This is a genomic window from Pseudoalteromonas xiamenensis (assembly GCF_017638925.1).
In the GTDB taxonomy this organism is placed as follows: domain Bacteria; phylum Pseudomonadota; class Gammaproteobacteria; order Enterobacterales; family Alteromonadaceae; genus Pseudoalteromonas; species Pseudoalteromonas xiamenensis.
Map to the genome: position 1 here is coordinate 2,571,041 of NZ_CP072133.1, position 18,621 is coordinate 2,589,661.

The 18,621-nt window shown below is 43.7% G+C and carries 14 protein-coding genes and 3 pseudogenes; 6 read left to right on the top strand and 11 right to left on the bottom strand.

Translation table 11 applies throughout. From position 1 onward, the window contains the following. Positions 1 to 13 precede the first annotated feature (13 nt). On the bottom strand, positions 14 to 1,249 hold the full coding sequence (locus J5O05_RS12435; RefSeq protein WP_208844526.1) for a GGDEF domain-containing response regulator: 1,236 nt from the start codon (positions 1,247 to 1,249) through the stop codon (positions 14 to 16). Between the two features lie 141 nt (positions 1,250 to 1,390). Next, positions 1,391 to 1,759, bottom strand: coding sequence for a MaoP family protein (locus J5O05_RS12440; protein WP_208842308.1), 369 nt, complete (start codon positions 1,757 to 1,759; stop codon positions 1,391 to 1,393). Between the two features lie 91 nt (positions 1,760 to 1,850). On the opposite strand from J5O05_RS12440, the gene J5O05_RS12445 reads away from it, so the two are divergent. Both J5O05_RS12445 and J5O05_RS12450 read left to right on the top strand, forming a co-directional pair. Next, positions 1,851 to 2,696 (top strand): LysR family transcriptional regulator, encoded by an 846-nt coding sequence (locus J5O05_RS12445; protein WP_208842309.1) that lies wholly within the window; start codon positions 1,851 to 1,853, stop codon positions 2,694 to 2,696. A 264-nt stretch (positions 2,697 to 2,960) separates the two neighbouring features. Continuing rightward, the gene (locus J5O05_RS12450) at positions 2,961 to 4,106 is read left to right on the top strand and encodes an OprO/OprP family phosphate-selective porin (protein ID WP_208842310.1); all 1,146 of its coding nucleotides are present in this window, start codon (positions 2,961 to 2,963) and stop codon (positions 4,104 to 4,106) included. Positions 4,107 to 4,216: 110 nt separating this feature from the next. On the opposite strand, the pseudogene recG reads toward J5O05_RS12450, so the two are convergent. The 3 genes and pseudogenes from recG to asnC all read right to left on the bottom strand — a co-directional run bounded on the left by recG (position 4,217) and on the right by asnC (position 7,554). Continuing rightward, a pseudogene (gene recG / locus J5O05_RS12455) lies at positions 4,217 to 6,302 on the bottom strand (ATP-dependent DNA helicase RecG). Then, a complete protein-coding gene (gene trmH / locus J5O05_RS12460; RefSeq protein ID WP_208842311.1) occupies positions 6,302 to 7,009 on the bottom strand; it encodes a tRNA (guanosine(18)-2'-O)-methyltransferase TrmH in 708 nt (235 codons plus the stop codon). The pseudogene recG and the gene trmH overlap by 1 nt, the downstream one beginning before the upstream one ends. Before the next feature lie 83 nt (positions 7,010 to 7,092). Continuing rightward, the gene (gene asnC / locus J5O05_RS12465; RefSeq protein WP_208842312.1) at positions 7,093 to 7,554 is read right to left on the bottom strand and encodes a transcriptional regulator AsnC; all 462 of its coding nucleotides are present in this window, start codon (positions 7,552 to 7,554) and stop codon (positions 7,093 to 7,095) included. A 161-nt stretch (positions 7,555 to 7,715) separates the two neighbouring features. Between asnC and asnA the strand changes: the two genes are divergently transcribed. Further along, positions 7,716 to 8,714 carry an aspartate--ammonia ligase gene (gene asnA / locus J5O05_RS12470; protein ID WP_208842313.1) on the top strand — a complete coding sequence of 333 codons (999 nt, stop codon included), beginning with the start codon at positions 7,716 to 7,718 and terminating at the stop codon, positions 8,712 to 8,714. A gap of 51 nt (positions 8,715 to 8,765) precedes the next feature. Here the strand turns inward: asnA and J5O05_RS12475 are convergent, their stop codons facing one another. The 5 genes and pseudogenes from J5O05_RS12475 to gmk all read right to left on the bottom strand — a co-directional run bounded on the left by J5O05_RS12475 (position 8,766) and on the right by gmk (position 14,185). Beyond that, the gene (locus J5O05_RS12475) at positions 8,766 to 10,379 is read right to left on the bottom strand and encodes a DUF342 domain-containing protein (RefSeq protein ID WP_208842314.1); all 1,614 of its coding nucleotides are present in this window, start codon (positions 10,377 to 10,379) and stop codon (positions 8,766 to 8,768) included. Between the two features lie 142 nt (positions 10,380 to 10,521). Beyond that, complete coding sequence (locus J5O05_RS12480; RefSeq protein WP_208842315.1) at positions 10,522 to 10,914, bottom strand: RidA family protein; 393 nt, start codon at positions 10,912 to 10,914, stop codon at positions 10,522 to 10,524. Between the two features lie 10 nt (positions 10,915 to 10,924). Beyond that, a pseudogene (spoT, locus tag J5O05_RS12485) lies at positions 10,925 to 13,032 on the bottom strand (bifunctional GTP diphosphokinase/guanosine-3',5'-bis pyrophosphate 3'-pyrophosphohydrolase). Positions 13,033 to 13,168: 136 nt separating this feature from the next. Further along, entirely contained in the window at positions 13,169 to 13,444 is a 276-nt protein-coding gene (rpoZ, locus tag J5O05_RS12490; protein ID WP_208842316.1) for a DNA-directed RNA polymerase subunit omega, read from the bottom strand. Positions 13,445 to 13,560: 116 nt separating this feature from the next. Continuing rightward, positions 13,561 to 14,185 (bottom strand): annotated as a pseudogene (gene gmk / locus J5O05_RS12495) (guanylate kinase). Between the two features lie 375 nt (positions 14,186 to 14,560). Here gmk and J5O05_RS12500 point away from each other — a divergent pair. After that, entirely contained in the window at positions 14,561 to 15,364 is an 804-nt protein-coding gene (locus J5O05_RS12500) for a hypothetical protein (protein WP_208842317.1), read from the top strand. 126 nt (positions 15,365 to 15,490) lie between these two features. On the opposite strand, the gene J5O05_RS12505 is transcribed toward J5O05_RS12500, so the two are convergent. Further along, positions 15,491 to 16,084: an alpha-ketoglutarate-dependent dioxygenase AlkB gene (locus J5O05_RS12505; RefSeq protein ID WP_208842318.1), complete on the bottom strand. Its 594-nt coding sequence runs from the start codon at positions 16,082 to 16,084 to the stop codon at positions 15,491 to 15,493. Positions 16,085 to 16,321: 237 nt separating this feature from the next. Here J5O05_RS12505 and J5O05_RS12510 point away from each other — a divergent pair, with 237 nt between their 5' ends. Both J5O05_RS12510 and J5O05_RS12515 read left to right on the top strand, forming a co-directional pair. Further along, the gene (locus J5O05_RS12510) at positions 16,322 to 17,581 is read left to right on the top strand and encodes an SAM-dependent methyltransferase (protein ID WP_208842319.1); all 1,260 of its coding nucleotides are present in this window, start codon (positions 16,322 to 16,324) and stop codon (positions 17,579 to 17,581) included. After that, entirely contained in the window at positions 17,574 to 18,530 is a 957-nt protein-coding gene (locus J5O05_RS12515; protein ID WP_208842320.1) for a formyltransferase family protein, read from the top strand. Before J5O05_RS12510 ends, J5O05_RS12515 begins: the two co-directional genes overlap by 8 nt. Positions 18,531 to 18,621: the final 91 nt, after the last annotated feature.

Here is an 18,621-nt window from a genome sequence, read left to right on the forward strand (position 1 = left end):
GTTGTCGCTTGGTCTATGAGACCAAGCGATTTCGTCCGCTTTCTTTCGCTTGATACAAATGAACATCGGCATGTTTGAGTAACGTATCGAGGTTATGGTTGATTTCATCAGTTAATCCCGCTGAAACCGTAAATGGGATTGCGTACTCGGAAAATGAGCGACTGTTTTTCTCAATATATTGTATAAACAACGTAAGCTGTTTTTGTGCTTCCGCTTTATCATTCTTTGTGAACTTGATTGCAAATTCTTCCCCGCCCATTCGCGCAATGAGGTCGTTTGGAAAAAACTTGGTTAACGCAGCAGAAAAGCCTTTAAGCACCGCGTCCCCCGCATCGTGTCCATGGTTGTCGTTAATGGATTTAAAGTGATCTATGTCGAGCATGGCGAGACAAACCGTATTTTGTGCTTTTTCATCGACACGCAGTTGCTTTTTAGCTTCTTCAAAGAAATAACGACGATTTGGTAAATCAGTCCGGTAATCGGTGTTCGCTTGGCGGCGAATCGTTGCGATATTTTCTAACATATCAACGTTTTGACTCAAACGGCAATAAAACTCCTCGTTGTTGAAGGGCTTGCGTAGATAGTCATTTGCGCCACTTTTGATAAAACGTGCCGAGAGCTGCGCTTGCTCAGAACTCGAAATACCAATGATAGCAATATCTTCATCATTGTGTTTTCGCCGTACCTCAACACACAATTCAGCACCGTTAAGCTTTGGCATTTCAAAGTCTGTGATGATCACACTGATTTCAGGGTTTTCGGCAAGAACTTGAAGCGCATGCTCGCCGTCGTTAGCCTCATACACACGGTATTTTTGTCTTACCAACAACGTTTTGATGTAGTGGCGGGCAGAAATTGAGTCCTCAACGATTAAAATCGAAATCTGCTTGTTCTTGGGCAATCGCTGCAGCTGTTTCTTTAAATAGTGATACGCTTGTTTATGTTCTTTTGTGATGTAGTCGATGATTGGGTATCGTTCCACGGTCGTACGAGTTGACTCATCAATGTTACCCGTCATGACTATGGTGGGAATATCCGCCTTGATGGTAACAGGGATCGCTTCACCGTTGGGCGCGTCAGGTAGAATAAAATCGACCACAGCACAATAATAACTATGTTGTTTGATGAGTGCTTTGGCTTCTTCCAGTGTCGCCGCAATGTCTACGGCATAACCAACGGAGATAGCAATATGTTTCTGTACTTTTGCTATTGTTGGCGTATCTTCAATTATTAAGGCTCTTAGCACAATACAAACTACTGTGTTTCAATTGGATGTATTAATTATTAATAGTGAAACCGCGAAAAAGCAACGAAAATCAAGCAGGGAAAGGAAGAGACAGAGACTCAAGGAAACCAAACTGAGTTGGTTTCCTGTTAGGCAATACTGCGTTTAATAGTCGTCGTCAGAGGTGACTGCAGCAGGCGCATTGTCCGCGACAAGGCGAGAACGACCAAATAAAGTATGGAATTTCGCTTTGCTTGTCGTCAGTTTCAAGTATTTAATCCACGCGCGCTCGAATGCATTCGTTGGCTCGCTGGTATTTTCCATCACTTGAGTGAACTGAGTTTGAAAACTATTTTGTGGCGCTAAGGTTTTATTGTATAACCCTTTTAGTACTACACCGTGGTTTTCTAAGATTTCAGCTTCAAGTATTGTGAAGTGGCCGCTTCGTGCAAAACCACGAGGAAAATTTGCATCGTCATAGAATTGTTTTGGGCTTGCAAAAGCGTTACGTAATTCAGGTAAATTAGTGTTCATGACTGATTCCTTTGATCTTCCATCTGGGCTGGAGTATGGACCACGACGATGAATTTTTTAAACAAGATATTTTTATCGAAAGGATAAATTTGTGGATATAGATTTATTGAAGACATTTGTTGAGGTTGTTCGAACCCGTCATTTTGGTCGAGCCGCTGAAAACTTGTACATTACCCAATCGGCGGTGAGTTTCAGGATCCGTCAATTAGAGCAAAGTCTGGGGGTAAATCTATTTATTCGTCAACGCAATAATATTCAGCTTACTGCGCCTGGTGAGCGTTTATTGCCGCATGCGAAGATGATACTAACAGGGATGCAACGGGCTAAAGTGGATGTTGCACTTGCAAACAATATGCATAAGCAGTTGTCACTTGCGGGAACACCCAATATATGGGATGCCTTCTTACAGTTTGGCATTAATAACATTGTATCCGCGATGCCGGATGTTTCTTTGGTTGCCGAGGTCAAAGCGCAACAAGAGAGTACGCGTTTGCTGCTCGAAAGAACGCTCGACATGGCGGTGTTGTTTGATCCACCAAAAGTAGATGAATTGCTTGTTCAACCCATCAGTGATTTGGCGATTATTCCCGTGAGTACATTTGCGGGTCTTACTCGAGACGAATTTTTCGAGAGACAATATGTGTATGTTGATTGGGGAACCGCGTTTTCACTTTGGCATGCCAAACAATTTACTGGTAATACGCCGCCATTTTTTAGAACGAGTACTGGCCGTATTGCACTTGATCTTATTTTACAATGTGGTGGAAACGCCTTTGTGCCCGAAATTTTAGCTAAAGAGCACATTGAAAGCGGGCAACTGCATCGAATTGAACAAGTACCTCCGACTTCTCGAGAAGTGTTCGTGGCGTATCACCGCGACAATGATCAGAAAGAGCAAATTGAAAAAATTGTCGAATTGCTTATTCGGTATGACTAACCCTCAATATTACGCGTAAACAAAAATAGGTAGAGGTATGCGATGCGTTAATGCCTCTTCCTCCTGCAATAACATAAAATTTAAAGTTTTACCTTTCATAGGAATATTTCATTTCGATTACATTTTAATTTCCATAAAATGTATTTTTTATGAAAAAAACATTTCAACTGTAATATAAAGTTCATATTCCTTTCCTAAACTGTGCCCGAATTAAAAGTGAGGCAGTGAAAACTGCTGATAATTACGTTATTTAGGACAGTAAAAATGAAGACATCTTTTAAACTTGCTGCGTTAACACTGGCTCTCTCGGCTGCGTTTTCAACTCAAGCGGCTGAAATCTCGACGAAGGGCGGCTTTAAAGTTAAGTCAGATGACGGACGTTATACTTTTGCCGTTGGTGGCCGTATCCAAATGGATGGGACTGCGTTCAACAGTGATGACATTGATTTAAATAACGGAACTGAAATGCGTCGCGCACGTATTACCCTAAAAGCAAACATCGAAGAGTGGGAATACAAACTCGACTACGACTACATTTCGAGTGAATCGGTAAAAGACGCATTTATCGCATACAATGGTTTCAAAAATACCATTATCCAGATTGGTAACCAACGCCAAGCGTTTGGTATGGAAGCGAACACCAGCTCAAACGACGTGTCTTTCATTGAGCGTTCATTGATCACAGACCCATTTGACCAAGGTCGTGGCTTTGGTATCGCGGCAAAGCAGTGGGGTGATAACTGGTCACTGAACTATGGTGTATACGGTCAAGACGTGAATGCAGCAAATGGCAAAGACGAAGAACTTAGCTTCAATGGTCGTTTTGCATATGCACCAATCAAAGAAAAAGATCGTATGGTGTCTTTCGGCTTCTCGGCATTGCAAACTGAGTTAGAAGACGGCGGTTCTGTTCGTTTACGAGCGCGCCCTGAATCACACCAAGCAAACACGCGTATCGTGGATAGCAGTTCAATCGCTGCAGACAGCTATACCATGTTTGGTTTAGAGTCAGTGATGCAATTTGGCTCACTAACGTTACTTGGCGAATACATCAAAGAAGACGTAGACAGCGTGGATGGTAGCGACCCAAGTTTTGATGGTTACTTTGTTTCAGCGTCTTACCTACTTGATGGTGGAATGCGTAATTACACGACAAAAGGCGGTAAATTCAAAGGCTATAAGCCTGGTGCAAACGGCGCGTGGGAGCTAACAGCGCGTATTTCAAGCCTTGACCTAAACGATGCTGATGCAAACGTATTTGGTGGCAAAGTAGATTCAATCACGCTTGGTGCGAACTACTACATCAATTCAAACATGTTAGCTAAATTCAACGTTGTTTCAGCAAATGGCGACGAGTTTGCTAAGTACGATTCAACGTCAGTGGGTGCGCGTTTACAAGTAGTTTGGTAAGCAAGGACTTGACGTTCTGAGCTTTGGAAAAGGAGACTTAGGTCTCCTTTTTTTGATGGTCATGGATTCGTCATGAATGAACCCGTATATTGAGTAGGTAAAAGACGATTTTAAGCCATCGCAAAATGCGCCCGATTGCCCATCCAACGTTTCTCAATCGGTTCAATAATTTCCGGGTGTTCCTGCATGAGCCGTTTGGCGACTTCACGTACTTGCGGGATAAGTTGTTTATCGCGCGCGAGGTCGGCAATTTTGAATTCGGCGAGACCCGTTTGTTTTGTGCCCAAGACTTCCCCTGGTCCTCGGATCTCAAGGTCGCGTTCCGCGATAACAAACCCATCATTACTGTCGCGTAAAACGCCTAAACGCTTTTGAGCCGTGCCTGACAAAGGTGCGTGATAGAGCAGTAAGCAGTGTGAAGCAATCGCTCCTCGTCCAACGCGGCCACGTAACTGGTGGAGTTGAGCAAGCCCCAATCTCTCCGGATTTTCAATAATGATTAAACTCGCATTTGGAACATCTACACCGACTTCAATCACGGTGGTGGCAACCAACACATCGCTTTGACCTTGTTTAAACTCAGCCATAATGGTTTGTTTTTCTGCTGCTTTCATTCTTCCATGGACAAGCGATACGCGTAGTTCAGGCAGTGCTTCACTTAGTGCAATTTGTGCGTCTTCCGCGGCTTGGCATTGCAATGCCTCGGATTCTTCAATCAGTGTGCAGACCCAATAGACTTGTCGTTGTTGCTCAGTACAGGCGATTCGGACTCGTTCGATCACTTCTTGGCGTCGAGTATCGGGGACGGCGACAGTGGTGATTGGCGTACGACCAGGCGGTAGTTCATCAATTATAGAGGTTTCGAGATCGGCGTAAGCGGTCATCGCGAGCGTTCTTGGGATTGGCGTCGCCGTCATCACAAGCTGGTGTGGGTAGCAGTCGCCAAAACGGCCTTTCTCGCGCAGCGACAAACGTTGGTGTACACCAAAGCGGTGTTGTTCATCAATAATGATGAGTGCTAGGTTTTTAAATGTCACTTGGTCTTGAAACAGAGCATGAGTGCCAATAACCATTTGTGCTTCGCCTGACGCTAACCGTTCTAGTGTGGCATTGCGCTCTTTGCCTTTCGTTTTTCCACCAAGCCATGCGACGCTTATTCCTAGCGGCGTAAACCATTGAGCAAAATTGGCGGAATGCTGTTCAGACAGTATTTCAGTGGGCGCCATTAGAGCAACTTGAAATCCAGCGCTGATGGCACTCAGTGCGGATAACGCCGCGACTAATGTTTTACCAGAACCAACGTCACCTTGCACGAGTCTCATCATCGGGTAAGGCTGAGCCAGATCGTGTTTAATCTCATCAACAACTCGTGATTGGGCGTTGGTAGGTGAAAATGGCAATGACTCGAGGAACTGCTGCTCAAGCGACGAGGTCTGGGGCAGGGTGACAGCTTGAACATTCTGGCTTTGTGAACGTAGTTTCAGCAAGCTGAGGTTTTGCGCCAGCAGCTCTTCAAACGCTAATCGCAGCTGTGCAGGGTGTTGCCCGAGTCTCTAAATCACTCAATGAAACATCGCGAGGAGGGTGATGCAACGTACGAACGGCATCGGTGAGTGTTACACCGGATGGGCGGTAGCGTTCTGGCAGGAGCTCTTCTAGCTCGTATTTTTCTAACAGTGTAATCGCTTGATCCGCAATTGCACGAATGCTGAGTTGCTTTAACCCTTCTGTAGTGGGGTAAACTGGCGTGAGTGTTTGATCATTCTCATTGGTTTGTTGATATTCATCTTGAATACGATATTCAGGATGCGCAATTTCAAAGCCAAATTTGCCGCGTCGTACCTCTCCAAAACAATGCATTATTTTGCCCACTTGCATGGCATTTTTTTGCGCGACGGAAAAGTTAAAAAACCGCAAAGTGAGGCGCCCTGTGCCATCGTTTATTCGACAAACAAGCATACGACGTTTACCAAAGGTAATTTCAGCGTGCTCAATCTCCCCCTCGACGGCAACATGAGTATGTGGCATCAACGAGGCAATAGCATAAGTTTGTGCGCGGTCTTCATAACGCAGAGGCAAGTGGAACAGCATGTCCTGAACACTGGCAATGCCCAGTTTCGATAGACGCTCGGCCACTTTAGGGCCGACGCCTTTTAAATCGGATACAGGGTATTTGGCCAGTGAGAGAGTTTTCATTACGCTTTTGATTTTGGCTGAGTGAACTTTAGAATATGCCAAAATTGTTCGTCTGCGACAATCTCTCCCTCGTCATCAAGCGGAGGATAAGGCAATCCTTTGGCTTTACAACGATTTGCAATTATTGGATGGCACCCTTCAAACAGCAACCTGTGCTGCGTTTCTTGGTCGAGCATACCCGTCCGTTCATACAAGCCGGCAGCAGCACGCTGGCGCTGTGCTTCGTAGAGTATTAGGGCACTTGCTACTGACACGTTAAGCGATTGCACCATCCCTTCCATTGGAACGACGATGTGCTTATCCGCCAATTCGAGCGCACGTTCAGTGATCCCCAATTTTTCTTGGCCGACAATAATGGCGGTCGGTTTTGTGTAATCGATTTCACGAAAATCGACCGCATGTTCACTGAGGTTGGTTGCCAAAATTTGCAACCCAGGCGTGCGCTCGCGCATTGCGGTAACTGCTTCATCAATTGTAAAGTACATGTGGGTCTCGACCCAGTTTTTGCTCCCGCCAGAGGTGTTATTGGTCGTGCGTCTTTTCTCGTGTGGCCATACTGCATGGACGTGATGGCAGCCAACGGCGTCTGCGGTTCGAATAACTGCAGATAAATTATGGTGCTTATGCACTTCTTCCAAACAAACGGTTAAATCCGTTTGGCGACGATCTAGCACGCGTTTAATGCGTTGAAAGCGGTTTTCTTCCATTTGTGTGGCTCTTGTACTTAAAAATGCTGCGCATTATACCCAAAAATGCTCATGAAGGTTAGGTTCGATCCCTGAGTTGGTCACTACGGCATCACCGTTCGTTGAATCGGTGCTTGTAAGGAAATCAATGTTTCCGTGGACTGAATGGCTTCGATGGCTTGGATCTTATTAATTAAAACATCTTGAAGGTGTTCAATCGAGCGCGTCATAACCTTAATGAAAATACTGTAATTGCCCGTGGTGTAATAGGCTTCGAGCACTTCCTCGAATTGAGTGAGTTGTGCAATTGTAGCGGGGTAATCACGCGCATGCTTGAGATTCACTCCGATAAAACAGCACACGTCATAACCTAACTTTTTCGGGTCAATCTCAACTTTCGTGCCGGTGATGATACCCGCAGCTTTCATTTTTTCGACACGCACATGGATTGTTCCCGCGCTAACATCAAATCGTTTGGCCAATTCGGCATAAGGAGTCCGTGCATTTTTCATTAACGCGTGAAGTATGTCTTTATCGAGATTATCGATTTGATAAAAATCTTGCATAATTTACGAGGTGAATTGAGGAATCATTAAATTTAAGTGTAATTATTTGATGATAATAATTCAAACTGTGTTTTTGTCCTTATGAATATTGAATAAAGTGATATTTTTGTTGATTATGCTTTTCAAGCAGTAAGTATCACATTGGGAATGAGGTACTTTTTATGAAAACACAGTTCAAGTCAACACAACGACAGATTAGTTATGTAAAACAAAAGTTTACTGAGTTTCTTAGTGAGAAGTTAAACTTAATTGAAGTCCAAGCTCCCATTTTGGCCAAAGTCGGTGATGGAACACAAGACAACTTAAGTGGTCATGAAAAGGCAGTGCAAGTGAAGGTCAAAACCTTGCCAGAGAGCCAATTCGAAGTTGTGCATTCTTTGGCGAAATGGAAACGAAAAACATTAGGCGAGCATGGTTTTGACATTGGCGAAGGGCTATTCACACACATGAAAGCACTTCGGCCAGACGAAGAACGATTAAGTCCAGTACACTCTGTTTTTGTTGACCAATGGGATTGGGAAAAGGTGATCTGTGCAGGAACTCAGCGCACCCTAGCGAAACTCAAGTCGACCGTCACTGAAATTTATACAGCCTTGAAAGAAACGGAGCAAGCGGTCAGCGATGAATTTGGCTTGGTCCCTTTTTTACCCGAGTCAATCACGTTTATTCACAGCGAAGCGTTATTGGAAATGTACCCGGGCTTAAGCGCCAAAGAGCGCGAAAAAGCCGTTTGCGAACACTACGGTGCGGTATTTCTAATTGGCATTGGTCATACGTTGTCAGATGGTGAACGCCATGACGTGCGAGCACCAGACTACGATGATTGGTCAACGAAAAACGAAGAGCAATATGTTGGACTCAATGGCGATATTTTAGTTTGGAACCCAGTACTTAAAGATGCCTTCGAAGTGTCTTCTATGGGGATCCGAGTTTGTCGTGAGAGTTTAGTGCGTCAACTGGCAATGACGGGTGATGAAGATAGACAAGCATTACCTTGGCATCAATCTTTATTGTCAGGAGAATTACCACAAACAATCGGTGGCGGTATTGGTCAGTCGCGCGTGGCCATGTTACTGCTGCAAAAAGATCACATCGCTCAAGTTCAGGTTGGCGTGTGGAGTGACGTAATGAAAGCTTCTGTCGGCGAAGTGTTAGTTTAAAGACGAGTGTTGGTGGAGGAGCCAATGCGCTCATCCACCGTTATTGCATGCTTAAGTTGTTTTGAATACGACTTCTAACTTCCCATCTTGCAGCATGACGCTGCAAGGCGGGTAGGAGCGTGTTGTTCTTAAGAATTTGTCAAAAATACGGACTTCTATTCCTGGGTGTAGAGCCGTATTGGCGGCAATTTTGGCGTTATCCACTAAGTCGTGTAAGTGGTGATCGAGTTCACTTAACTTATGTTCGAGCTGCTCTGACATTTGACAGTAATGCAGTTGCGTAGCGCCTATTTTCTCCAGTAATAACTTTTTCTTCGTGGCGTCTTTTACTTGATCTGCCTTCTCAATTGCTTGCTGTAGTGTATCCAATTGCTCATCGGTTTTGGCTAAATCTTTTAGGCATTTATCTGTCTTATCAGTAAGAACTTGACCCTCTGCAGCAAGTGTAATCGACATTTTTGCACCCGATTCACTGCCAATTTCCCCGGCAATGAGCATTTGCCCATCGAGTATATGGCCACCAATTAGTTTTCCTTTCGGATTATCTGGTTGACCCACTTGAATAAGTTTTTTCGCTTTGATATTGCAATGGTTACTTTGCTTATCAAAGAAGATATTTTCGCCTTCCACATAGACATACTGACCGTGGGATAAGTGCACATCGCCTTTGGCGATAATTTTACAGGACAGGTCGTGATCTTCTTCATTCCCCGTCACATGGCCAATGGCAGCCTGACGAATTTCAATATTACCGCCCGCAACGATTTCACCCGACTCAACGGAACCCATAACGGTAATATCACCCTTTGCGTGAATTCGCATACCGGGTTCAACGTTGTGCGTCACGATTACACTACCATTGAAGTCAACATGGCCGCTTTTTACGGTCACATCAGCAATCGTGAAAATATCGTCAACACGCATACCATTGTTGATGTCTGAAGGGCATCCGGCAATTGTGGCAATAAGTTCGAGTGGGTTGTGCGGAGAAATCTGTGTTCCTTCACCTGCCATTAATTGAAAAGAGGCTCCGGGCTTGGCTTCAATTGTGTCACCCGTTACGGTAAACCCTTCTTTGCCAGGCGTCGCTGGCCGTTGTGTCACGAGAACCGTACCTGGTGCCACACTGGCAAGTGCGCCAAAATCGCGCATGTCTACGGTGCCATCTTCACGAAGTTTAGGTGTTTTTAAGCGTTCTTTCAGTGTTTGAACATGAGGTAGCAATTTTGCAGGGAGACCATCTACCGGCGAACGTCCTTTAGCCACAATGCCTGATATTTCGGTGCCGGGTGATGCTTCAAACTGTTGGCTGAGTACGTCTTCTAAAAATGCTTGTTTATACCCTCGGGTGACGCCTGCTTTCACAATCTCACGCTTTGCTTCTTCTAAGCTAACGAGTTTGCCGCCTTTGGCCGTGACTAGGGTTGCCAGTGCTTCCATTTTATCATCGGAAATAGAGACACTAAAAACAGCATCGACTTTTTTGCCAACAACGAGCACGTTTTCTTTCGTCTCGTTTTTAAAGAATTGATTGATTGCGTCATGATCGATGTCGCAATCGGCAAAAGGAGACTTTTCGAGTGCTTCAATGACAAAAGCCGCACTCGGAGGTTGGAATTCCGCGACGTTTAAAAGAATGTTACCGTTGTGCGCGAGCTTAAACACCTAAAGCCTTCCTTTCTAAGCTACATCAAGATTTCTACTAACAGAGTGCTAAAATAATGCCAACTCGTCAAGCGGTTCTCGATTAGCATTCTATTGTTTTTTCTCAAGTAAAAATAAAGCCCGCAGAGCGAGCTTTATTGAGTTAGTTTGTTGACGGCAATTCCATGATGCCATCGATTTCAATTTGCGACCCTTTCGGCAATTCTTTGACGCCAATTGCCGCACGAGCAGGGTATGGCGTTCGGAAATATTGGCTCATGATTTCATTCACCACCGCAAAATTGCTGAGATCAGTTAAAAAGATGTTCACTTTAACCATATCTTGTAATTTTCCGCCTGCCGCTTCACATACCGCAGTTAAGTTTTTAAACACTTGGTGTGTTTGTTCTGCAAAGTCTTCAGAGACCATCGTCATGGTTTCTGGTACTAATGGGATCTGACCTGAAAGGTAGACTGCAGTACCTACTTTTACTGCTTGGCTATACGTACCAATTGCCGCAGGTGCTTGATCCGTAGAAATGATAGCTTTGTTCATGGATTATCCTTTATTTCTTTCTATATACGCGTTGGACGTCTGGCATCACTCGGATGCGTCGCATGATGTTCGCGACATGTATCCGGTCTTTTACGGTTATGCCAAGGTCAATTACGTATAAGTTACTTTCTTTTTCGTCAGTCGCGATTTCAACAATATTTGCTGCGGTGCTTGCGACTACGTTCGTTAATTTCGCCAGCGCACCTTGATGGTTGATGATTTCAACACGGATATTGGCGATGTATTCTTTCTCTGGGTTATCTTCCCATTTTACCACAAAGTACTTGGCTCGCTCGTTTTCCCAGCCCTTGATGTTTTTACAACCTTCACGGTGAACCATTAACCCTTTGCCTTGGCTCATGTAGGCAATGATTTCATCGCCTGGTACTGGGCGGCAACACTTCGCGTAGGTGACCAACATACCTTCGGTCCCAATAATGGCGGCTTTGGCTTTTTTCGCGAGTGTTTCAAGCTCGTCGCTGTCTTTTTGCAGTAGGCGTTTTGCAATGAGCAAACTCATTATGTTGCCTGTGCCAATTTCCACGAGCATCTCAAGAACTGTACTGAGATTGTACTCTTCGAGGACTCTTGCCAGTGTTTCATCAGGAATTTGTTCGAGCTTTGTTTCGCCAAGGGCCGAATCAAGCAGTCTGCGCCCAAGCTGTAATGCTTCTTCTTGTCGCTGACTCTTTAAATAGTTACGTACGCCTAAGCGCGCTTTCCCTGTAACAATGAAATTAAGCCATGTCGCATTTGGATGCGCACCAGAACTTGTAATAATTTCAACTGTTTGACCTGTATCGAGCTTTTTACTCAGTGGGTAAGGGCGTCTATCTACTCGAGCACCAACACAGGTATTACCCACATCGGTGTGCACGGCGTAGGCGAAATCGACAGCCGTCGCGCCCATAGGCAGTTCGACAATGCGTCCATCTGGCGTGAAGACATAAATTTCTTCCGGGAACAGCTCTGTTTTGACGTTTTCAACAAACTCAAATGAAGAGCTCCGCACTTTGCTGCAGCTCTAGCAAGCTCTGCATCCACTGACGCGCGCGTTGCTGCGCAGTATGACCAGAACTATCACCTGCCTTTTTATACATCCAATGCGCAGCAACCCCTTTGTCTGCCATGTGATCCATATCGTGTGTACGGATCTGTATTTCAACAGGGATCCCGTGAGGGCCGACAAGTGAGGTGTGCAGAGATTGATAACCGTTAGTTTTAGGTACGGCAATGTAATCTTTGAAGCGCGTTTCAATCGGTTTATAGAGGTTATGCACGACGCCTAACACGCGATAACAGGTATCGAGATTGTCGACGTTGATGCGAAACGCGTAAATATCCATCACTTCATTGAATTGCAGCTCTTTATTAAGCATTTTTTGATAAATGCTGTAATAGTGTTTTTCGCGTCCTTTGACTGAGGCATTGATCCCACTTTCAGCCAATCGAGCTTCAATTTCACCTTGAATATTGTTGATGATCTCTTTGCGATTGCCACGAGCCTTCGCAACTTCGTTACGCAGTGCACGATGACGCATTGGATACAAGGCTTGAAAACCTAAATCTTCGAGTCTCGTTTTTAATGTCGTGAATACCAAGTCGATTAGCAATAGGTGCAAAAATTTCTAATGTTTCACGGGCAATACGGCGGCGCTTGTCAGGGCGTAGCGCACCCAGTGTTCGCATGTTGTGCGTTCGATCCGCAAGCTTAATTAAGATCACGCGAATGTCTTGCGTCATCGCCATGATCATTTTTCGATAGTTTTCAGCTTGGAATTCTTTTTGATCTTTAAAACTGAGTTTATCGAGTTTACTAACGCCCGCGACTAAATCGGCGACGGTATTACCAAAAATCTCAGCCAAATCTTGTTTACTAAAATCGGTATCTTCAATGACGTCATGCATTAACGCAGCCATGAGCGTTTCATGGTCAAGGCGCATGCTTGCAAGTATGTGAGTTACTTCAACTGGATGTGTAATGTAAGGTTCGCCACTTGAGCGTGTTTGACCTTCATGTGCTTCGCGCGCTACTACATACGCTTTTTGCACTAGTTCAACGTCTTGTGGACTAAGGTATTCGGATATTTTTTTCTTGAGACCTTCAAATAGATACATTCACACTCCAATGTTCCTGAAAGGGTATAGTGATGCTTAGAATATACGATGAAATGAGAGGGATGCCAACGGCACAAAGGCAATGAATAGAATTAAAAAAGCCAACCCAAGTGGGTTGGCTATTCAAACTGTGTGCTTAGCGCTTACCGCCAACAATCGCAGCTACAGCTGCAAGTTCAGCGGCTTCTTGGTGCTGCTGCTCTTCACGATCGATGCGATCTAGAGAGCTTGAATCTACAAGACCTTTTTCGATTTCACGTAGAGCGATAACGGTAGGCTTGTCGTTTTCTGGCTCAACCATAGGGTCTTTGCCACCGACTGCGATTTGACGCGCACGGCGTGCCGCAACAAGGATTAAATCAAAACGGTTACCAATTTGTTCTACTGCATCTTCAACAGTTACGCGAGCCATCTATGCACTCCAAAATTATTCACTCGGAAACGGGTAGTGTACTGTATGGTGTCGATTTCGCCAAGCACCATGGTTAATTTTTGCTAACTTCCAACAGTTCGCTGTAGCTGGATAACTTAGCGTAGTAATTCATCAATGAGTTGCTGGTGCTTAACCGTTTGATTTTTGGTTTGTAAGCGCGCAGCTAACACAATGGACTCTAACTCATTCAGTGTTGTGTCGAAATCATCGTTAACAAGCACATAATCGAACTCACAATAGTGTGACGATTCTGATTTCGCTTCTGCCATACGAGCGGCAATGATTTCTTGACTGTCTTGACCGCGATTATTTAAACGGCGCTCAAGCTCTTCACGTGAAGGTGGAAGAATAAAAATCGTTTTAACGTCAGGCACGAGTCTCACGAACTTGACGAGCGCCTTGCCAATCAATATCTAAAAATACATCAATGCCGCTGGCAAGCTGAGTCTCAATCGCCTGCTTAGACGTGCCGTAAAAATTATCGAACACTTTAGCCCACTCGAAAAAGTCACCGGCCTCAATTAATGCTTTAAAAGCGTCTACCGTAACAAAATGATAGTGCACCGCGTTTTCTTCCCCTGGACGAGGTTGACGCGTGGTATGAGACACAGACACTTTTAAGTTGTCGTGTTTTTCTAACAGTGCTTTGATTAAACTTGATTTTCCCGCACCTGACGGCGCTGATAGAATAAACAAGTTGCCACGAGCTAAATTTGCCATACCGACTCTCTTACGAATTGCTTGACGTATTATCAAAAAAAGAGGCGCATTGTAACCAATCCGAGTCTAAGCCTCAATCTTGTTCGTTTGAGATTTGGCTATCCCGACTACTGTTCAATACGCTGATTCAAGCTTTTGCTTATTTGCAGTTGTAGACGAAGACGCGCGGTTTTTAAAAACTCATCGTATTATTGGCGATGTAATGCTGTGTTGGCAGCGCGTGCGCCAGCTTGTCTGCAAGTTAGGTATCACATTAATTTACAAGAAACCCTTATGACAATAGACACAATATTTGGAAATCGGTAGGGTTTGCGTATTGAACTGGAACGACTGACTGTGTTATTGACTTTAGGTCGCCCCTAATCGGAGACAGGCATGGAATTGAATCAAGCTGAATTATTTGAACTGGAAAAGCAGCTCGTGATGTTGCGCGTTGAGTCCGATCTCACTTTATTGCCACATTTTCCTTATTTCTCTGGAAAGCCTTACCCTTTGGGTCGCTGTAAGGAAATTCGCGATGAAGTGTACACGCGTTTTGTCAAAGCCCTTGAAAGTAATACCTCAGCGCCATTTCAAAAGATCAACGCTTACCTAAAACAAGGAGGCGTAATCGAAAAGGCGTGGGGATCGCTTCGAGATGAATATTTTCAAAATGCGATGATTATTGGCAAGTGGTATGTGGATGTAAGCAATGACACGGTTTACCCCAATAAACCCCGTGTTGAAATCGTCGAACTAGATAAAGCTAACTTTCACCCTATTACAACGTTTGAAAAATTTAGTGAGATTGCCAAAAAATACTGGGAAGTCGAGATTTACACTAACACGGTACTGCCAGCTTTAGCTCCTTACTTTCCACTAATTTGCGTGAATAAAAAAGGCATCAGTTGGCTTGCAGCTGCTAACGACAATATGGTTGCTGTAGCGATGAATAGTCAGTTTCAACTTTCTGAACGGGTGTTACGAGAAACCCCCAATCCGCCAGAGCAGGTGATACAAAGTTGGCAACGCATGCTTAACCAAATCAATAAGGCCTCGACCTTTTTGTCTCAACAAGGTTGTCCGATAAGCTTTTGCGAACAATATCGACAAGCTGCTTTATACAACGATATAGAGCACCGAAATAGCGCTGTTATCAGTTTCCAAGCTCTCCCTAACAGTGTGATGGTGCAAGTTTGAAACTATACGACGTATAAACGTCAGTAAGCCTGTCGTTTGGTTGTTCGATGCAATGTAGAACAGGCGAATAGGGCAAAGCTTGATATGCGTCTTCAAATTCCATTGTTACTTCCACACCCATCAAACTCATGGTGTGGAAAATTGAAATTTTCTAAAAGAGAAGTTATACCTATCTGAGCAAATGCGTTCATTTTTTTGTAATGCATGCTCATACATGGTTTGAAAACCTTCTCCCATTACCAGTAACGAGCAATTTTCAAGTTCCAAATTGAGTACCTCTTCTTTTGAGCCTCCATCTCGAATAATAAAGTTTCGGGTTGCGCCAATACTCAAAGAGGCAATGGTGTCTGTAGGACCAAAAGCAGGAAGATCTGAGTGGAAGTCAATATACTCATCGCCATTGGGGTAATAAAGACATACACATACATCAAATTCAGTCCCTAGAAGTTTGTTTACAGCATGCATTACACCTAACAACTCATCAAATACCAGAGTGCTTCTGCCGTGATGTGATAAGAATTCTTTCGATTCATATAAACGAGGGCTTAAAAAGTTCATTTTCCAAGGCCAAACACCTAGCTCTCGACCATCTGGAAATCGTATTTGCTCCGGTTTACTCAGATCGAAGTTTTTTGTAATTTCATTCGTTACTCGTTGAGCGCAATCAGAAGGAATAAAGTGAGAATGGAAGTGTGCATCACAGGCTAGATTTAATTTCATAAAAATTATCGCAGATCATTGTTTAACCTAAAATAGCAGCAGTTTAGTTGCATTATCAATCAACTGTAATGCACTGTAATGTACAGTAGTAAATAATTTGGTTTTACTGGAGTAATGCGCCCAAATAAAAAATAAAAAGTAAAAAGCGCTAAAAGAACAGACTTTTTCCCTTGTTTGAACTATGTTTTTAATGAAAAATTTTTGTTAAATAAGATTTTCCAATTTGGTGGTAAAATCATGGAAAGATTAAAAGAAACAAACGGTAAACCCGTTTCAGCTTATGCTGATCCGAGCATAGACTCACTACTTAAACACTCTATTCGAACTCAACTTGAGTCATTATTACAATCTAAAATCAGTGTTGAACAACGTATCGAGCTATTGCAAAAAAGCTTTGTTGACGCAATTAGCCTGATATTGAGTGATACAAAAGTAACTCATCATCAATTAGTCAAAGCGTTTGAAACTATGTATGACCAAGCTGTGCAGTCAATGGCACTTGCAGAGCTGAGTCAAGAAGTACTAACCCGTCAGTACATCTCGCCTACGGGTCTTATCATGTCACCGTATAATTGTAAGCACACGATAAAAGATGTTTACCGTATAAAAGGGTATGCAAGAGGCATTGATAAAGCGATCCAAAGCAAGATTAAGCACAAAGCTAAAATCAACATTTTATACCCAGCTTGTGGGCCTTTTGCACCGCTTATCTTACCTTTATTGAGTTATTACAAAGACACAAAAAAATACAGTGCTCAGCAACTTCAGGTCATGTTGATAGATGTTCAACCCGGCGCTGTTATGACGTTGCGTCAGCTCGTAAAAGACTTGCAGCTAGACGAGTATATTTCGTTAATTGAAGAAGTGGATGCAACACAATTTGTGCCAGATGTAGGCATTGATTTATTAGTGCTAGAAGCCATGCAGCATGGCTTTACCAAAGAAGGGCAATTAAGTATTGCTAAGCATTTAGTCCAATTTCTCAATATCGATGGTTGGATGATCCCTCAAAATGTATCGGTTAGAGGCATGATGGTGATCGGTGAGACGGAGTTTAACCAACAGTGGAAAGCCGCGGATTATAGCCACTCAACCAAGCTTTCAGATGTAGCACAGCAGGATAGGATTGAACTTGGCGAGATCATGAAAATCAACAAATCTACATTACTGGGTTTGGAAGAAGTCGAGTTAGAGGGTGGCGTTAAAGTAGTGCCAGCGAACCAAGTTGTATTGCCCGTTGGTGTTACTGATATGAGTAAACGGATTTTCGCCGTATATGCGCAGATAGAAACGTTTGCACAAGAAGGCGTGGAGCAATATGACTCAGGCATTACACATCCACGGCCTGACACCAGTATTTATATAGACTTGAAACCAAAAGATATCGAGCACACGCATTTTGTTGCGAGTAGTGGCGATACGGTGCAATTCTTTTATCAATTGAGTGGCCTGCCGGGTTTTGTGCCAGTGAAAATACAAGGACAGACAGATGCTTAAATTTGCCTTTTTTACAGGCAGTTCTCTTAGTGTTCCAGCGATAGAGTATTTACGTCAAGCCGGTCTTCTTGCATGTGTTGTGTTACCAGACGCGGATGCGAACCCTGATCTGTTTCAGCTCCAACAGTGGCTGCAACAACAACAAATCACTATGCTTCGATACCATAAACAACAAGATCAACCTCTTTTAGCTCAATTAGATAATATAGGGGTCGATCGCGGTATTATTTATTTATTTAGACACAAGGTTCGGCCTTCTTTAATTCAGTATTTTCAAAGCCATCTCGTCAATATACATCCAAGTCCACTGCCGGAATATCGAGGGCCTCAACCTTTATATTGGCAGATTCGAAATGGTGAGTCATCAACCAAGCTTACATTGCACAAAGTCACTGAACAGTTGGATGCAGGTGATATCGGCTGTGAAGTCAGTATTGCTATTCACCCGTTTGATACGATTAGGTGTGTCCACTACAACGTTGCTCAAGCCTTACCACATCTTGTCTCTGAATATATTGAGATGAGTAACACCAATCAGTTGATTTGGCGATCACAAGCACAAAGTAGCTCGCAAAGTGCTCCACAATTGACGCAATCTGACGTGCTAATCAATTGGCTAAAACACAGTGCCACAGATATCTCCAACATGGCTCGTGCTGGTAATTCTGATGTTGCCTCAGCCCTATTTATGTTTCGTCAAAGTACGTTTCAACTCCTACAAGCAAGCAAAGTTGATTGCAACTTGCTAGGTATTAAGCCCGGCACAATTACGCAATTGGATAAAAGAGTGGGTCTGGTTGTTAAAACGTTGGATGGTGCTGTGAGTATAGATGTCGTCAATACGCATCAAGGTACGTTCGATGGATATCGTTTTGCTCTGCTGTTCTGTTTAGAGCCTGGTATGGAGCTGGGCAGTGACGCGCATATCGGCAGCAGACAGATTGGATGATGGAGCAATTTGATAATTATAAGCAATTTTTTTTAGAAAGCTCAGTTAAGAAAGAAATGATAGTAGTTTGGCTAGTGTGTTTATCAATTCT